The 16,883-nt window shown below is 31.8% G+C and carries 24 protein-coding genes and 1 riboswitch; of the genes, 13 read left to right on the top strand and 11 right to left on the bottom strand.

Translation table 11 applies throughout. The features are described from left to right. Positions 1–141 precede the first annotated feature (141 nt). The 3 genes from BTJ66_RS13975 to tsaT form a co-directional block, all read right to left on the bottom strand. Positions 142–276, bottom strand: a complete 135-nt coding sequence (locus tag BTJ66_RS13975; RefSeq protein WP_274521117.1) for a hypothetical protein — start codon at positions 274–276, stop codon at positions 142–144. Between the two features lie 119 nt (positions 277–395). Then, a complete protein-coding gene (locus BTJ66_RS11395) occupies positions 396–644 on the bottom strand; it encodes a hypothetical protein (protein ID WP_099091067.1) in 249 nt (82 codons plus the stop codon). 479 nt (positions 645–1,123) lie between these two features. Further along, a complete protein-coding gene (tsaT, locus tag BTJ66_RS11405) occupies positions 1,124–1,306 on the bottom strand; it encodes a type II toxin-antitoxin system toxin TsaT (RefSeq protein WP_099091069.1) in 183 nt (60 codons plus the stop codon). Between the two features lie 245 nt (positions 1,307–1,551). Here tsaT and BTJ66_RS11410 point away from each other — a divergent pair, with 245 nt between their 5' ends. The 3 genes from BTJ66_RS11410 (at position 1,552) to BTJ66_RS11420 (ending at position 2,870) form a co-directional block, all read left to right on the top strand. Further along, positions 1,552–2,049 carry a hypothetical protein gene (locus tag BTJ66_RS11410; protein WP_099091070.1) on the top strand — a complete coding sequence of 166 codons (498 nt, stop codon included), beginning with the start codon at positions 1,552–1,554 and terminating at the stop codon, positions 2,047–2,049. 68 nt (positions 2,050–2,117) lie between these two features. Continuing rightward, the gene (locus tag BTJ66_RS11415) at positions 2,118–2,324 is read left to right on the top strand and encodes a TM2 domain-containing protein (RefSeq protein WP_099091071.1); all 207 of its coding nucleotides are present in this window, start codon (positions 2,118–2,120) and stop codon (positions 2,322–2,324) included. Between the two features lie 330 nt (positions 2,325–2,654). Beyond that, complete coding sequence (locus BTJ66_RS11420; RefSeq protein ID WP_099091072.1) at positions 2,655–2,870, top strand: YozE family protein; 216 nt, start codon at positions 2,655–2,657, stop codon at positions 2,868–2,870. Between the two features lie 12 nt (positions 2,871–2,882). Here BTJ66_RS11420 and BTJ66_RS11425 read toward each other — a convergent pair whose 3' ends face one another. From BTJ66_RS11425 to BTJ66_RS11445, 5 genes are all read right to left on the bottom strand, one after another. Beyond that, positions 2,883–3,119, bottom strand: a complete 237-nt coding sequence (locus BTJ66_RS11425; RefSeq protein WP_099091073.1) for a hypothetical protein — start codon at positions 3,117–3,119, stop codon at positions 2,883–2,885. Between the two features lie 290 nt (positions 3,120–3,409). Next, positions 3,410–4,705, bottom strand: coding sequence for a CitMHS family transporter (locus BTJ66_RS11430; RefSeq protein ID WP_099091074.1), 1,296 nt, complete (start codon positions 4,703–4,705; stop codon positions 3,410–3,412). Positions 4,706–4,886: 181 nt separating this feature from the next. Further along, on the bottom strand, positions 4,887–5,120 hold the full coding sequence (locus BTJ66_RS11435; RefSeq protein WP_238597633.1) for a hypothetical protein: 234 nt from the start codon (positions 5,118–5,120) through the stop codon (positions 4,887–4,889). A 257-nt stretch (positions 5,121–5,377) separates the two neighbouring features. Next, positions 5,378–5,914: a GNAT family N-acetyltransferase gene (locus BTJ66_RS11440; protein WP_099091076.1), complete on the bottom strand. Its 537-nt coding sequence runs from the start codon at positions 5,912–5,914 to the stop codon at positions 5,378–5,380. Positions 5,915–6,396: 482 nt separating this feature from the next. Continuing rightward, the gene (locus BTJ66_RS11445) at positions 6,397–6,822 is read right to left on the bottom strand and encodes an organic hydroperoxide resistance protein (protein WP_099091077.1); all 426 of its coding nucleotides are present in this window, start codon (positions 6,820–6,822) and stop codon (positions 6,397–6,399) included. Between the two features lie 179 nt (positions 6,823–7,001). On the opposite strand from BTJ66_RS11445, the gene aroD reads away from it, so the two are divergent. Together aroD and BTJ66_RS11455 are read left to right on the top strand one after the other, a co-directional pair. Continuing rightward, positions 7,002–7,721: a type I 3-dehydroquinate dehydratase gene (gene aroD, locus BTJ66_RS11450; protein ID WP_099091078.1), complete on the top strand. Its 720-nt coding sequence runs from the start codon at positions 7,002–7,004 to the stop codon at positions 7,719–7,721. 66 nt (positions 7,722–7,787) lie between these two features. After that, a complete protein-coding gene (locus tag BTJ66_RS11455; RefSeq protein ID WP_099091079.1) occupies positions 7,788–8,327 on the top strand; it encodes a nitroreductase family protein in 540 nt (179 codons plus the stop codon). 92 nt (positions 8,328–8,419) lie between these two features. On the opposite strand, the gene BTJ66_RS11460 is transcribed toward BTJ66_RS11455, so the two are convergent. After that, on the bottom strand, positions 8,420–8,740 hold the full coding sequence (locus tag BTJ66_RS11460; RefSeq protein ID WP_099091080.1) for a thioredoxin family protein: 321 nt from the start codon (positions 8,738–8,740) through the stop codon (positions 8,420–8,422). 143 nt (positions 8,741–8,883) lie between these two features. Here BTJ66_RS11460 and BTJ66_RS11465 point away from each other — a divergent pair, with 143 nt between their 5' ends. The 7 genes from BTJ66_RS11465 to BTJ66_RS11495 all read left to right on the top strand — a co-directional run bounded on the left by BTJ66_RS11465 (position 8,884) and on the right by BTJ66_RS11495 (position 13,530). Continuing rightward, positions 8,884–9,240: an arsenate reductase family protein gene (locus tag BTJ66_RS11465; protein WP_099091081.1), complete on the top strand. Its 357-nt coding sequence runs from the start codon at positions 8,884–8,886 to the stop codon at positions 9,238–9,240. Between the two features lie 171 nt (positions 9,241–9,411). After that, positions 9,412–9,792, top strand: a complete 381-nt coding sequence (gene gcvH, locus BTJ66_RS11470; protein WP_099091082.1) for a glycine cleavage system protein GcvH — start codon at positions 9,412–9,414, stop codon at positions 9,790–9,792. Between the two features lie 246 nt (positions 9,793–10,038). Next, entirely contained in the window at positions 10,039–10,431 is a 393-nt protein-coding gene (locus BTJ66_RS11475) for a toprim domain-containing protein (RefSeq protein ID WP_099091083.1), read from the top strand. Next, positions 10,428–10,727, top strand: a complete 300-nt coding sequence (locus BTJ66_RS11480; protein ID WP_099091084.1) for a thioredoxin family protein — start codon at positions 10,428–10,430, stop codon at positions 10,725–10,727. Before BTJ66_RS11475 ends, BTJ66_RS11480 begins: the two co-directional genes overlap by 4 nt. Before the next feature lie 54 nt (positions 10,728–10,781). Beyond that, positions 10,782–10,889: riboswitch (SAM riboswitch) on the top strand. An 88-nt stretch (positions 10,890–10,977) separates the two neighbouring features. Continuing rightward, positions 10,978–12,003, top strand: coding sequence for a methionine ABC transporter ATP-binding protein (locus BTJ66_RS11485; RefSeq protein WP_099091085.1), 1,026 nt, complete (start codon positions 10,978–10,980; stop codon positions 12,001–12,003). Further along, positions 11,996–12,691: a methionine ABC transporter permease gene (locus BTJ66_RS11490; RefSeq protein WP_099091086.1), complete on the top strand. Its 696-nt coding sequence runs from the start codon at positions 11,996–11,998 to the stop codon at positions 12,689–12,691. The genes BTJ66_RS11485 and BTJ66_RS11490 overlap by 8 nt, the downstream gene beginning before the upstream one ends. A gap of 23 nt (positions 12,692–12,714) precedes the next feature. After that, positions 12,715–13,530 (top strand): MetQ/NlpA family ABC transporter substrate-binding protein, encoded by an 816-nt coding sequence (locus BTJ66_RS11495; RefSeq protein ID WP_099091087.1) that lies wholly within the window; start codon positions 12,715–12,717, stop codon positions 13,528–13,530. Positions 13,531–13,731: 201 nt separating this feature from the next. Here BTJ66_RS11495 and BTJ66_RS11500 read toward each other — a convergent pair whose 3' ends face one another. Both BTJ66_RS11500 and popT read right to left on the bottom strand, forming a co-directional pair. Next, positions 13,732–14,760, bottom strand: coding sequence for a hemolysin family protein (locus BTJ66_RS11500; protein ID WP_099091088.1), 1,029 nt, complete (start codon positions 14,758–14,760; stop codon positions 13,732–13,734). A gap of 138 nt (positions 14,761–14,898) precedes the next feature. Then, positions 14,899–15,744, bottom strand: a complete 846-nt coding sequence (gene popT / locus BTJ66_RS11505; protein WP_099091089.1) for a polyprenyl-phosphate transporter PopT — start codon at positions 15,742–15,744, stop codon at positions 14,899–14,901. A 355-nt stretch (positions 15,745–16,099) separates the two neighbouring features. Here popT and sufC point away from each other — a divergent pair, with 355 nt between their 5' ends. Further along, positions 16,100–16,861, top strand: a complete 762-nt coding sequence (sufC, locus tag BTJ66_RS11510; protein ID WP_099091090.1) for a Fe-S cluster assembly ATPase SufC — start codon at positions 16,100–16,102, stop codon at positions 16,859–16,861. Positions 16,862–16,883 lie beyond the last annotated feature (22 nt).

Below are 16,883 nucleotides of genomic sequence, written 5' to 3' on the forward strand. Positions count from 1 at the left end.
TAAGAAAAATAGTAGCTCAACGAGCTACAAAATTATATAAAAATAAAGAAAACGTCAATTTCTATATAATTTCAATAGAAATTGACGTTTATTCTTTAATCAGAAATGTTTATGTCCCGGACTCTTTACTATTGTAAAAAGCTATGATTTTTGCTCGGCTTGAACGTTCACTTTATTTTCTACTTTTTCATTATTTGAATCATCGACACTTAATAATAGTGCTCGAACGATAAGTATACCAGTAACTAAAAGTAAAAAATTTTTTAATAATTTCATCCTCATCACACACCTATCTTAATAAATTGAGATATTGGCTATTTCAGGAAATAATGCGTATTAGTAAAAATGTAGTTATTATTCAAGTTATACCCGTTTATAGTAATTATAATGAATTGTTAAATGTCTTTAATTACTATCTGCTTATTAGTTTGATTTACTTCTACCGCTATAGATTTACTATTATTTTCAACCGTAGTTTGCATTACTTCGCCATTTTCAATAGTAAAAAATACTTGATTCAAAATACCCATTGCATAATCATTAATAGGACTTACTAAAGAAATAGACGTTTGGTCTTCTTGGATAGCAAATTTTTTATTGCTTTGATTGATAAGCTGCCATTCAGATAAATAAGTTAATTTCATATGTAACACCTCTTAAATTAATCTAGAATCTTTTATTAAATGTATTGATTATATTATAAACCATAAGTAGCTATCGATATACATCTAAAAAAAGGATTTACTAATACATAGTTACTTTGTTGTTTTAAGGGAATAGGTATACTGATGATACTGATGAGTAGGGGTGATAAGATGCATTTTATTGTGATTGTAATACTTAGCCTAATTTTTGCTTTTTTAGCTACCATGCCATTTTTGTTTATTAATACGAGACTATATGAAAATACGAATCACTCAAAAGATGAGGTTAGACATGAAAGGGTGCGGGCAGTTAAACGTTTTATATATTTTTTGATTTTAGCAATAGTGATTTTATTAACGTATCATTTTTTAACGGATTAAATAAGAATATAGTAAGAGATGCATGTAAGAATTTAAGCGATATATGAGTATAGTAGCAAAAAGCCATTGTAAAATAATTCTTTACAATGGCTAGATATTTAGCTGAAGATGAGTGAAAATAGCGTACCTACAACGCCAAAAATAATCAACATCACTGTGACACCAAGCAATGATTCTTTTGCTTGTTCAGTACCTTTTAGTTTATATATGATGAGCGAGGCTATACCACAAATGAGAAAGATAAGCGATAGCCAAAAAAGAATGATGAAATGTAGACTCAAAGTACCACACCTCCTTTTAGTATGTATAAATATGTCGTTTTAAATTCAATCAGTTTATTGAATATTATTTGTATCTCATAACCCTATCATCTTATCACTAATTCACTAACAGCCATAGAGAAAATATTGAATTTGCTATTATAACCTACGATCATGTTTGAATAGTATTATAAACCATAGTGGTTTCTTAATAAAAAAGAGGGAAAATAGATGATACGATATCATCTCATTTGGGAGGGAATTAAATGAACAGTTCGAATATAGTGCAATTGGAACAAAAGGTTGAAGCTTTACAAACTAAAAATGTTAATGAAGACAAACAAATATTTGAAAATATTGAAGCTGACATTGTACGCAAAAAAATTGAAATTAGAAATACCTTGATGCCTAATAACAATCAAGAAGATGAAAGAATAAAGGAAATTGCTAATAAACTCAATGAACATATCCAAACAGGGTTTAATAAATTTAGCAAAGTTGAGGAGATACTCAATTATTTAGAACCAGCATTTCAAAGAGGGAAAGTAGATAAAGCGTATGGTCGTGCACTTGTGTTGTTAGTAGAAAATACAATGATTGAACAAGTCAAAATACAGTTTGATAATTCAAAAGACAAAGCTCGCTTAATGAATGCGATGTTGGATAAATTAATTGAACTCAGTTCGGAATTGATGCCAGATGATTATCGTGAACTATTGAAACTCGAAAAGAGATTTTTCAACATATTATATAGTCAAAGCTAATATGGTTTAATTAATGCGATACAATGATGTATAATATGGGTAATATCATAAAGTTAGGAGATAGTACTATGAATGAAGTAAATAAAGTCATTTACATTGTTTTAGCCGTTTTCTTAGGTAGTTTTGGTATACACAAATTTTATGCAAGAAAAACAGGCATGGGTCTTCTTTTTCTAGTATTTTGTTGGACAGGAATTCCACAAATTTTAGCGATTATAGGTGCCGTAATCACATTATTCAAACCAGCAGATGCAAATGGAAACGTGTTAGTTTAAAAAAAGACTATTTTATAGAACAAACTAGGCGGTATAATGCCTGGTTTGTTTTTTTATTTAAAAAAATTACGGCAACATAAAAAGGTTGCTAATTTAAATGAGTAGCAACCTAGATATTCAATGCTGAGAGAGATTAACATAGAATTAAAAAAACTTTATAAATTTTACAATTCTAAATTGAATATTGTTATGACAGTAAAAAATTAAAAAACTTTTAAATTTTAAAATGTATCGTAATAGACAAAAAGTTATTATTTGTTATGATTATATTAAGTTATGGAAACGTTTAACAGTGTAACGATTAAAATAAAGATAGTCGAGGTAACGCTTATGACATTTTATGATTTTGTAATTGGTTTTATTGAAGACGATACACCGTTAGGACAGCTTGCACATAATATAATAGGCGACAAGAATTTCCCTAGATATGAAACAAGTTCTATTAAGTTAAACTCTTATTTTTATAGTAATTATTTTGATCACGAAATATTAGCATCCGCAAAAAGAGCATTGAGTTTATATCTTAATAATATTGAATTTGTATAATCAAATCGTTGCCTAACTATCGTAATACCAGTTTTGTTTTCTTAAAGCGTCTTTGATATCTTGCGTTTTAAAGTTTATTTCGTTATTTCTAATTGAAAACGGCTCAATTATATTCTGAGCCATCCATGAGTTAATGAGTTCCTTGGGTAGCCCATCTAGTTCCATATCACTTTTACTTACGACAAAGCATTCCCAATCAAGTGAGACGGTAGATGGATTAACATAGTTACATTCATTAAGCTGATTCATAAAAACACTCCTTAATATTGTAAATCCGACGTTAACTTTTACCCATGTAGTCAAATAATGAAACGATATTCATAAAATAATTTAAAATTTCATCAGTTATTTTGAATTATTAATTCTGTTTATTTAAACACATAAGGATATCATAAAAAATAATATGTTTATAAGATTGTATTGTTTATTTTTAAATAATTTGAATATAGATATATGTGATGAACTTATTATAAAAATAAAAGCTACGACTTTATGGTGTCGTAGCTTTTTAATATATCTTATTTTATAGTTTGAACGCTTTACCAAGGTATGATGCCAAGAATACAGGCAACTATTATCATAAATAAACTGGAGCCAATGGCCCATTTTATAACGATTCTTTGGTTTTGACCATATTCAATATCAAGCATACCAACAAGTAAGTAACCTGCTGCGTACAGTGGGCTTAATACGTGAAGCGGCTGACCTAATACGGATGCTCTTGCCATGTCGACTTTGGAAATACCAAATTGTTGTGCTGATTCAGCAAGGATTGGCAGTACACCATAATAGAACGGATCATTCGCCATAAAGTAAGTGAAAGGTCCACTAAGTATAGCCGTGATTAATGCAAAATGGTTGCCCATTGCATCAGGAATAATATGTACCAAAGCATTGGCCATTTCGTTTACCATCTTTGTTCCATTCATGACCCCGGTAAATATACCAGATGCAAACACAAGGCTAATAACTGAAAGCACATCACCAGCATGTTTTTTGACAACTGAATTTTGAATACTAAGATTTGGATAATTTAATAAAATAGCTACACCAAACCAAAGCATAAACATGACTGGAATAGGCATAATACCAATGACTAGACATACAATCAATGAAATTGTCAGAATTGCATTTGGTATAAGCATTTTAGGTCTTTTAAGTAATGACTCTTCTTTTGTATCTGTTGGTTTAATATCATCTAAATCAATATCTGTATAAGAAGTAATATGTTTTTTTGCACGTTTACCTAATATGTATGCAACGCCAAAAGCAAAAACAATACCGGCAATCATTGCTGGTATGATTGGGACAAATACTTCTTCAGTCGTTACCTGAAGTGAAGATATGGCACGTGCTGTTGGGCCGCCCCAAGGTAACATATTCATGACACCAATGGACAATAGCGCAAGTGTAGATAATGTATATAGACTCATACCGATTTTTTTATAAAGTGGCATCATTGCTGTAACTGTAATAATAAAAGTCGTTGTTCCATCGCCATCCAATGCGACCATTGATGCTAAGATAACCGTACCGATGGTTATTTTAACAGGATCCCCTTTTACGACTTTAATAATTTGATTGATAACAGGCTCGAATAATCCAGCATCGATCATAACACCAAAATAGAGTATTGCGAAGGTGAGCATAATGCCAGTAGGTGCAACGGTTTCAATGCCGTCAAGCATATATTTACCAAGACCTGCATAAAAACCACCAATCAATGCGAAAATTGTCGGTATAACAATCAGTGCAGTTAAGGCTGACATTTTTCGCGTCATAATTAATATCATGAATATAATAATCATGATAAAACCTAGTAAAGCTAAATTCATTTGTAATCCCCCCTATTTGTAACATTATAGCGCTTTCAGAAGATTTGTAAAATTAAAATAGGTAAAAATTTTATGCTAATTAATAATACATATATTTTTAAATATAAAAATCTCTATAATTAACTAAATAACTTTAGAATTATAGAGATTTAAATATTATTATGAATAGATATGTAAGTTATTAGGCAATAAGGCTTGAAATATAGGATGTCCATATTGGATAACTCAATAAAATGAATGAAAAAATAGATACACACATTGCAAAGATATTCGCTATGCGATCACCGCGTAAGCAAGCGTAAATATTTATTAACAAAACACCTAAGATGAATAATCCACCTGCTAAAATAGGAAGATTACCTTCCAAGACTTTAGCAATTGCTAGTAAAGGGGTTGCTAATGTAATTAAAGACAAAAATAGTGACAATAATGTTGTAGCATATTTCAAAGTGTTCAATCCTCTCTTGAATTTTAAGATAATTTCAATATAAAAATTAAAACTGTTTCGTACTTATTAAAAATAATATTGGCTTATGCATAGGATTGCAAGTCATTTTAAAATATTAAGACGATGAAAGCTTTTAAATTATTTTAATATAGTTCAGGAAAGGGTTGGATTAAGTGACTTTGTTCTTAACCGTAGTATATGTTAAGAAGTTTCAAAAGTATTTATCAATTGATTAACTCGATGTCATTGCTATTGAAGTAATAAATTAGCCAATGTTCATCCACATAACAGTCTTCATATTTGCGTGCGTGTTGCTCCATAACTAAAGTTTCGAAATTGAGGTTACTAAAGAATACTTTACCACTTATATTATTTGAAATAAGAGAAGTCATTAAAATTTCTATACCTTTTTCATTACATATTTCAAATATTTTATGCATTAACATAGTTGCGACGCGTTCTCTAGCGTTGTGGTTATCCCCTTTAACGCACATATTTTCCAATGTTGCTTTGTGCGATAAACTATAACGATCTGAATGTATGAGTGTTACAGCCCCAATTAATACATTACTTTCAAAGGCACCTATGACAATATAGTCAGTAGATTCAGATGATAAAAGCATAGGAATATTTGTTTCTTCGAGACACTTTTCATTTCGTAATTTCCACGCCATCACCTCAAGTTTTTTGTTAATGCCTTGCAATAAAAGGGCGTGATATGTAGAAGTATCTTCATGTGTTAAATAACGAATATGGGTCATTTAATTCCTCCTTATCCAGTGAAATGTAGATATAAAGTATAAGAACCGAAGTTAAGCTATTTATATATAATAGTATATGAAAAAAAATATTTGAGCAATACCACCTTTAATTTTTTGTAAAAATCTGTAAAAAATTTATAAGTAACTATACCAAAAAATATAATTTTATAAAGTATAAGTTCTATTTTAATATTTTTTTAAGCAACAAAATTAAATAGGATAATTATGTTATAATATGGTGAGATGTATAAATGGAAGCGGAGGCATTTATTATGGGGGCTTTAGTAACAATTGTAGTTTCTTTAATCGTTGCTCATTCTGATTTCTTTTTCAATATTAATTGTGTGTTTGTATAATCAATATAAAGACAATTAAATATACTTAACGACAATGAGACATCAAGAACAGGCAACTACATCGAAATATCAAAAACAAAAAAACCCCCAAATTCAATTTTGAATTTGGGGGATTAAACATTGTAATTAATCTACAACAGATACGTTTAAGTCAACGTCGATATTACCGCGTGTTGCTTTTGAATATGGACAAAATTCATGCGCATCTTGTAAATATTTTTCTGCTTCTTCTTGGGATAATACATTTTTAACTTTTGCATCAATAGAAACGCTTAATTTAGGGCTTTCAGCATCTGGATCATCCTCTAGACGAACGGTTAAAGTAACTTCAGGTTCTGCACCTCTTACTTTATTTTGTTTTAAGATTAAATCAAATGCACCATTAAAGCATGAAGCGTAACCTGCTGCGAACAATTGCTCTGGATTTGTACCTTTTTCAGCATCTGCTTGAGCCGGTGGTACAACTGCTACATCGATTGCTTTATCATCAGTTTGAACGTGACCATTACGTCCACCTGTGTTTGTCGCTTTTGTTTCATAATTTACTGCCATTTTATTACCTCCTAAAATTCTTCATATACTTAATCTACCCGACAAATTATATTTAAATCATTTTAAGTGTATAAGAACGAAGCAATGCTATCTATGATCAGCGTATAAGAATTCATTGTATTCTGTTCTAAAGTTGTTATACAATTATTAAAATATTATTAAAAAGAGGGAGTTTTGGAATGACTGAAGTAAAAGTTGCTGTAACCATTGCGCCAGAACAAGGGCTTTCACAATCAATCGTTAATGACTTAATTCAATATCAAAATGCAATAGACATTATTGAATTAAGAGTTGATCAGTGGGCAGATTTTAATGAATCACACTTTGCAGATATTGCAAAAGACATCTCCGAACTAGAATTCAATAAAAAATTACTCGTTACGTATCGTACTGCACATCAAGGTGGAGAAGGTCAGCTAACAGATGAAGCATACATCCAAGTTTTAGAAAAAATAGTAAATATGCAATATGTAGATATGTTAGATGTAGAATTTGAACAATCAGGCTCGTTGAAACCGTTGCAAGATATCATCGACCTGGCACATAAAAATCAAATTCAAGTAGTGCTATCTCATCATAATTTTAAAGAAACACCTAAACTTGAAGCAATAAAGCATTTATATTATAAAATGCAGCAATTAGAATCAGATTATATCAAAGTCGCAGTAATGCCACATAGCAAGCAAGACGTACTTAATTTGTTGAGTGCGATGTCTGAGACAGCAGACCATGTATCACAGCATGTGGTGGGGATTGCTATGTCTAAAATAGGTTTGATATCACGAACTGCACAAGGCGTATTTGGTGGTTCGATTTCATATGGCTGTCTAGATACACCAAAAGCACCAGGACAGATTCATGTTTTATCATTGAAAGACCAACTTAAAATGTACGAGTAATTTGAAAATATATTGTACCTGTCTTATAATTGAAAATAGTTATCATTAACGAGAGGGCGATATATAATGGAACTACAAGAAGCAATTGCGAATCGTAGAAGTGTCAAAATATTCAAGAGAGATATGACGATAGATGACAACGCTTTATACCGAGCAATTAAACAAGCTACAGATGCGCCTAACCATGGTTTAAGAGAACCATGGAGAGTAGTTCATATTGCAAAGAATAGATTAGGAGATATGAGCAAACAGCTATCAGAAATTGCATTTCCAAATTTGCAAAAAAAACAACAGAATCATTATGATGTAGTGACTCATTTAGGCGGTATGCTTGCCTTAATCGTAAAAGAAGATCCAAGACAAAGAGAAAATTTGGAAAATCACATGGCTTTTGGAGCGTTTGCTCAAAATCTAATGTTGCTATTACACGAGGCAGGTATAGGAACATGTTGGAAATCACCGGCATATATTTTTACACCGGAAATACGTGATCTATTTGGTGTCAAAGATGATGAGAAGTTAGTTGGTTTATTATATTTAACTGATTTAAAAGATCAATTCCCACATAGAGAGCGTCACTATAATGAAATCATAGAAAAATTTTAATTGTTGTCATGATAATTATAGACACACAAAAAGGAAGCTGAAACGTTTAATACGTCTCAGCTTCCTTTTGTGTACTTACAATAGCACATACTTTATTTAAAAGTTTCATCTAAAAATGATTCAACTTGATCTGGTGATTTAGCATTAGCTGAATGTAAATGAGCTAATTTTTCACCATTTTTGAATACAAGTAAACTAGGAATTCCCATTACATCATTATCTGCCGCTATATCTTCCAATTCATCGCGGTTAACTGTGAACCATTCATAGTCATTGTATTTTTCTTGAATTGGATCAATCCACATATCCATGGCTTTACAATCTGGGCACCAACCAGCTTCGAATTTTACTATAACTGGATTATCACTTTGTACAGTTGCTTTAAAATCATCATTTGTATTAATAGGTTTCATTGATATTACTCCTTTTCATAGGTATTAATAAAACCATTATAACGAACTACTTCAAATTATAAAAAAAATTAGCTTATTAATTAGAGCGTTTTTGTGACAAATTTGATATATTAGTGATAACTAGTTATAGGAGGTACAGAAGAATGATAAAATTTTACCAGTATCCTAATTGTACAACTTGTAAAAAAGCAGCAAAATTTTTACAAGAATATGGTGTTAGTTTCGAACCAATTGATATCGTCCAACATACACCTACTAAAAGCGAGTTCAAAGAAATTCTAGACATGACTGATCTCGATATTAATAAATTATTCAATAAACACGGTGCAAAATATCGTGAATTAGGTCTAAAAGATAAGCTAAATGAATTAACAGATGATGAAAAATTAGATTTATTGTCTGCAAATGGTATGTTAGTTAAAAGACCGCTCGCTATATCCGGAGATAAAGTAACAGTTGGCTTTAAAGAAGATCAATATAAAGCTACTTGGTTGTCTTAAACAAATTAAGAAGATTAAATAATGTCAACGTACTATTTCGACATTATTATGAAAACGCTTCATCTCTTGTTGTAGAAACATTGAAGAAATTTAAAAGTGTCAATTAATAGTTGATTGTAAGGTAGTCATATGGCATCATAAATATGTAAAAACATTTAGGAGGGGATTCTCGTGGCAGTACCGAATGAATTAAAATATTCTAAAGAACATGAATGGGTAAAAGTTGAAGGTAATACAGTAACTATTGGTATCACTGAATACGCACAAGGCGAGCTAGGCGATATCGTATTCGTTGAATTACCAGAAGTTGATGATGAAATTAATGAAGGCGACACTTTTGGTAGTGTTGAATCTGTAAAAACAGTTTCAGAACTTTATGCACCAGTTTCAGGGAAAGTTGTAGAATCAAACGAAGCGTTGGAAGATAGCCCAGAATTCGTCAATGAATCACCTTATGAAAAAGCTTGGATGGTAAAAGTCGAGCTTAGTGATGAAAGTCAATTAGAAGCATTAATGTCAGCAGATCAATACTCTGAAATGATTGGTGAATAATACAACATTGAACTCCATGATATAACTATCTTGGAGTTTTTATTTTATCCTCTTATAACAACACAAGTGTTAAAAAATTGTAAATAGGTTATCTGCCATTTGTTGTATTACAAGCGTGTTTAGATGACAAAAATACAATGTAATAATAAGATAAAATTAGAACTATGTAAATTATGTTTATGGCCACTAAGTCTTGTGAAGAACTAGATAGAGAAACTTATTATCAACATTTAGAGGGTGGATGTCATGACGATACTAAACCAAGTAATCATTGTCGAAGGAAAGTCAGACAAGAAGCGGGTGAAACAAGTGATTGATCAACCAATAGATATCATTTGTACCAATGGTACGATGAGTGTCGATAAAATTGATGAGATGATTGATACATTATATGATAAGCAAGTGTATATACTAGTTGATTCTGATGATGAAGGTGAAAAAATTCGTAAATGGTTTAAACATTATTTAAGTGAAAGTAGACATATAAGAATAGATAAGCAATATTGTGAAGTTGCACGTTGCCCCAAACGATATTTATCTAGAGTGTTAGAAAAACATGGATTTACAGTAAAAGATGAAGAAAAAGTAGCCAAAGCGAAATTGGATTATATAGCTGAAAGGGTAAGTTTATTAACATGAATGTAACAAATCAACGACAAGGCAAGATAGATGAATATATCAATGAGGATAAATATCTCATATTTGGTTATACGCCTACATGTGGTACATGTAAGGTTTCCGAAAGAATGCTAGACATTGCTAATGAAATTCTAAATTTACCAATTACAAAAATTGATTTGAATTTTCATCCGGATTTTAGCCAAACTCAAGAAATACAATCAGTACCTGTATTGATGTTGATGTCAAAAGGAAAAGAACAAAAAAGAATCTATGCTTTTCAATCCGTTCCTAATTTGTTAGAAAATTTGAAATAATTATTGACGAAACATTAGTGCGATGGTAGGATTAAAAATAATTAAATAATGAAACTCTTATCACGAGAGGTGGAGGGATGTGCCCTTTGAAGCCCGGCAACCGTCTGTAACAGAAATGGTGCCAATTCACATAAAGTTCTTAGAAACTTTAGAAGATGAGAGAAGCGCATTTTGCTTTCTCTATTCTTCAATGAACATAGGGAAAGCATTTTTATTTAATTGAAAGAAAGCAATACAAGGAGGCAACAGGATGATTGAGTTAAATCAAATAGTCAAAAGGTACAAAACGAAACAACAGGACGTACTTGCTGTAGATCATGTTGATTTAAGTATTCAATCAGGCTCAATTTTTGGTGTTGTTGGTTTTTCAGGAGCGGGAAAAAGTACTTTAATAAGACTTTTAAATAATCTTGAGCAACCAACTTCAGGAGACGTAATTATTGATGGCGATACCATAGGCAAGCTATCAAAGTCAGATTTAAGGAAAAAACGTCAAAAAGTGAGTATGATTTTTCAACATTTCAATTTGCTATGGTCACGTACTGTATTAAATAATATTACATTTCCATTAGAAATCGCGGGTATTTCACGAAAAGAAGCGAAGCAACGAGCGTTAGAATTAGTGGAATTAGTTGGACTAAAAGGCAGAGAACATGCATACCCTTCAGAGTTGTCTGGTGGACAAAAACAACGTGTCGGTATTGCAAGAGCATTGGCTAATGAACCGTCTGTATTATTATGTGATGAAGCAACAAGTGCTTTGGATCCACAAACGACAGATGAAATCTTAGAATTATTATTGAAAATTAAAGATGAGAGAAATTTAACGATTGTGATTATAACTCATGAAATGCATGTTATTAGACGTATTTGTGATGAAGTTGCTGTCATGGAAAATGGTAAAGTAATCGAGCAAGGTAAAGTTTCAAGTGTCTTTGAAAACCCACAGCATGACGTGACAAAACGCTTTGTGAAAGATGACTTAAATGATGATTTCGACGAATCTATTAGTGATTTAGTGTCTATTAATGAGAATGATTACGTCGTGCGTTTGAATTTTACTGGGAGCAACGCAACAGAGCCGTTGGTGTCATACATAACAAAGACGCATAATTTAGATGTGAATATATTGGAAGCCAACATAAAACATACAAAAGATGGATCGCTTGGTTTTCTAATTATACAATTAACCGTTGCAAATTCAGAAAAATTCGATAAATTCAAAACCGATTTAGAAGCGCAACAAGTGTCAGTGGAGGTGTTAAGACATGGGTAGTTCATTGACTGACATTCTTCAAGAAATGTTTACAATGCCAAACGTAAGTTGGGATGAAGTTTGGCTCGCTACGTATGAAACAATTTATATGACAGCCATATCAACTATATTTGCATTTATTCTAGGGTTGATTTTAGGTGTCTTACTGTTTTTATCAGCTAAAAGTAAGTCGCCAATTGCAAGAATATTCTATAGTGTCGTGTCATTTATTGTGAATTTATTCAGAGCGATTCCGTTTATTATTTTAATATTATTATTAATTCCATTTACAAGTTTAGTATTAGGTACAATCAGTGGTCCTACAGGTGCCTTGCCAGCATTAATCATTAGTGCAGCACCATTTTATGCAAGATTAGTAGAAATCGCATTTAAAGAAATTGATAAAGGTGTTATTGAAGCGGCATGGTCTATGGGTGCCAACACTTGGACTGTAGTGAAAAAAGTACTTTTACCTGAAGCGATGCCAGCACTGATATCTGGCATAACAGTGACAGCTATTGCATTAGTAGGTTCTACAGCAGTAGCTGGTGTGATTGGCGCAGGTGGTTTAGGTAACTTAGCATATTTGACTGGTTTCACACGAAATCAAAATGATGTCATCTTCGTTTCAACTATATTAATTCTTATAATTGTATTCATCATTCAATTTATTGGTGACTGGGCAACAAACAAAATTGATAAAAGATAAGTTTATAAAGGGGAGATTTTTATATGAAAAAGTTATTCAGTTTAGTGTCAGTGCTTGTACTAGCACTCGTATTAGCAGCATGTGGTAATGGCGGCGGTGGCAAAGATAAGACAATAACAGTCGGGGCTTCGCCAGCGCCACACGCAGAAATTCTTGAAAAAGCTAAGCCATTATTGAAAGATAAAGGTTATGACTTAAAAATTAAAACAATCAATGATTATACAACGCCTAATAAATTATTAGATAAAGGTGAACTCGATGCGAACTTCTTCCAACACACACCTTATTTAAATACTGAGAAAAAAGATAAAGGTTATAAAGTTGAATCAGCAGGTAATGTTCATTTAGAACCGATGGCCGTATATTCTAAAAAATATAAAAGTTTAAAAGATTTACCTAAAGGTGCGACAGTTTACGTATCTAACAACCCTGCCGAAGAAGGTCGTTTCTTAAAATTCTTCCAAGATGCAGGTCTGATTAAAATTAAAGATGGTGTCAAAATTGAAGATGCTAAATTTGATGATATTGTAGAAAATAAGAAAGATATCAAATTTAACAATAAACAATCCGCAGAGTACTTACCGAAAATTTATCAAAATGAAGATGCAGATGCTGTTATCATTAACTCTAACTTTGCAATTGATCAAAAATTAAGCCCTAAAGATGATTCTATTGTCTTAGAAAAAGCGAAAGATAATCCATATGCAAACTTAATTGCAGTAAAAGATGGACATAAAGATGAAAAAAAAATCAAAGCTTTAATGGACGTATTGCAATCAAAAGATATTAAAGACTACATCAACAAGCATTACGATGGTGCAGTTGTACCAGCAAAATAATCGCGAATACATTAACAAACCCTTTAACTTCAATAGTTAAAGGGTTATTTTTGAATAATAATAAAAATTTAGCCAATTTAGAAGGAATTAGGGAAGACGTGTTATGTAAAGTTAACATTATGCGTATTGTATTTATATAAATACGAATGAAAAAAGTGCAATAGGTACGTCACTGACGTTAGCCTATTACACTAATCTTTATTAATGTTGATCGTGTTCGTCTTTGATGTCGCCAACGATATTTTCTAAGATGTTTTCCATAGTAATGATGCCTAGTGCATTGTGATTTTCATCTTCAACGAGAGCGATATGAATTTGTTGTGATTTCATTTGCTCAAGTACGTGATGATATTTTGTAGTTAATTTGATTTTTAGAATGTCGTGCGTAATTTCTTGTACTGAAGTTATGTCATCATTTAATAAGTCTTTTGAATGAATGTAACCCACAATGTGCGTTGGGTTATCTTTAATTACCGGAAATCTAGTGTAGTTCGCTTTACTTACATAAGATTTTGTTTCATTTATATCACTGCTTATATCAATAACAGAAACTTTGTTTAAAGGGAGATATCCGTCTTTAATTTTCATTTCATCAAAGGCAAAAGCACGATTGATATGTGTTAACTCGTTTTCAGAGATTTCTCCGCCTTCGTGACTCTCTTTAATTAATAGCTTTAACTCTTCTTCAGAATGATACAATTCACTTTCTTTAGCAGGTTGCATGCCAAACATTTTTAAAATTAATCGTGCCGAACCGTTGAGTATATAAATAAAAGGATAAAATATTTTATAAAACATGATGATTGGTTTCGCGATGATTAATGTGAGTTGCTCTGCTTTTTGGATGGCGATGGTCTTAGGTGCCATTTCTCCTATGACAACGTGCAAATAAGTAGCAATGACAAATGCGCTAATTAAGGTGAAAATGTGGATCATTGTTTCAGAAAGTCCAATGCTACTAAATATAGGATGTAATAAAAATTCAAAAGTAGATTCACCAACCATGCCTATACCTAAAGCGGTAATTGTAATACCCAATTGACAAGCAGCTAAGTATTCGTCTAAATGTGTGACGACTTTTTTAGCAGCAATAGCATTTTTGTTATTTCCATTGGCAAGTGAATTGATACGAGATGATCGTACTTTAACAATTGCGAATTCTGTCGCAACAAAGAAAGCGGTTAATGCAAGTAATAATATAAATGTGATTAAACTAATAAAGGTTCCCAAAAATTAATTAATTCCTCCAATAATTTGTTATTCAATCTTTTCCGATTGATTTCCTATTATATAAAAATTAAGAATTCATAGCTAGTGTAACGAATGACAATGTGTTGTTCAGTGACATGATATTTGCGCAAGTAATGATTAATCTGAGGTGATTTTACCTAATCTGTAACTAATCCCAAATCCTAAAATGAGTGTGATGATTGAGATGATCCATGTCATCATTGTGTCTGGCAATCCTGGAAATACGGCATAAAGCGAGCCGATGACGAATCCTATGATTAAAGCGTATGTTAAATAAGTATGATAAGACAATAAATATTGGATTAATTTACTAGATAATAAGAATCCAAATAATACGCCACAACCAACAGTAACTAAAATAGGTATTGCGGCAAAATTAAGTGAAACAAATTCAGAAATGGCATACATAACAGTACCGTAAACACCAAACACGAGTAACATGAATGAACCTGAAATACCTGGCAATAACATTGCACTTGAAGCGCAAGCACCGGCTATAAAATATTTTAGTATGAGACCAGTAGAATGGCTTAGTGATTCACCCGCATGTTTATCGCCATTATTTAATAACGTAATAACAACAATGATGATGATGCCTGTTATTAAAAGTGAGTAATGCATCACATTAAAAGTGTGCTTGAAGTGGGATGTTTTCAATAAATAGGGAATGATACCAGCAATTAGCCCTACGAAAAAGAACATGGTTGGTACCGTATGCGCGCTAAGTAAGTAATTGATTACTTTGCTTAGTAAACCAATTGCAATTACCATCCCCACTCCTATAGGGAGTAAAAATTTCAAACTTTCCCAAAAACGCTTTGAAAAAATACCGCTAACTGACCTTATAAAATCATCGTATATACCTAGCAAGAGGGCGATAGTTCCGCCACTGACACCAGGTACGAGATCGGTAGTACCCATCGCAAAACCTTTCCAAAGATTTGACCATTTGATTTTTGACATATTCAATTCCTTTCTTAAATAAAATGTACAAATGATAATAGCATAATATGAACGATTATAATAATGAAACACGTGCGATAAAATACATGTTTTTGTATATATTTTTGTACTTATTGGTGTGAATCATTATTGAGAACAATGTTGCTATTATTATCAGTTATGAAATTCTTACAATTATTATCGAAAATAATTGTGTTTTAATAACGATTTTAATTTAGCACTAGAAAAGGTTTATATTCATATATAACTACGTTATAATTAAATGATGTAAGAAGTGCTCAGTCTTTTGACTATAAATTAAAATTATTATAAACTAGATAAGAAAAACATATCATATAATACGGAGGGAATATGTATGCCATCAACATTAGAAATTAAAGACCTACATGTGTCTATAGAAGATAAAGAGATTCTAAAAGGTGTTAACTTAACAATTAACACTGGTGAAATACACGCAATTATGGGACCGAATGGTACAGGTAAATCAACGTTATCATCTGCAATCATGGGACACCCTAGCTTTGAAGTTACACAAGGGGAAGTACTTCTAGACGGTGTGAACGTTTTAGAATTAGAAGTTGACGAGCGTGCAAAAGCTGGCCTCTTCTTAGCTATGCAATATCCATCAGAAATCACTGGTGTAACGAATGCAGACTTCATGCGTTCAGCAATTAATGCAAAACGTGAAGAAGGCGAAGAAATTAATCTAATGCAATTTATCAAGAAACTTGATAAAGAAATGGGTTATTTAGATATTGATCAAGATATGGCACAACGTTACTTAAACGAAGGCTTTTCTGGCGGAGAGAAAAAACGTAATGAAATCCTTCAATTAATGATGTTAGAACCTAAGTTTGCGATTTTAGATGAAATAGATTCAGGTCTAGATATCGATGCATTGAAAGTTGTTTCTAAAGGAATCAATAAAATGCGTGGAGAAGCATTCGGCTCATTAATTATCACGCACTATCAACGTTTATTAAACTATATAACGCCAGACCATGTACATGTTATGTTCGGTGGTAAAGTTGTAACTTCTGGTGGACCAGAGTTAGCTAAGCGTCTTGAAGAAGAAGGTTATGAATGGGTTAAAGAAGAGTTCGGTGCTACAGAATAAGTCTCAACTCATATGAAATATA

The sequence above is a fragment of the Staphylococcus edaphicus genome, from assembly GCF_002614725.1.
Lineage (GTDB): Bacteria > Bacillota > Bacilli > Staphylococcales > Staphylococcaceae > Staphylococcus > Staphylococcus edaphicus.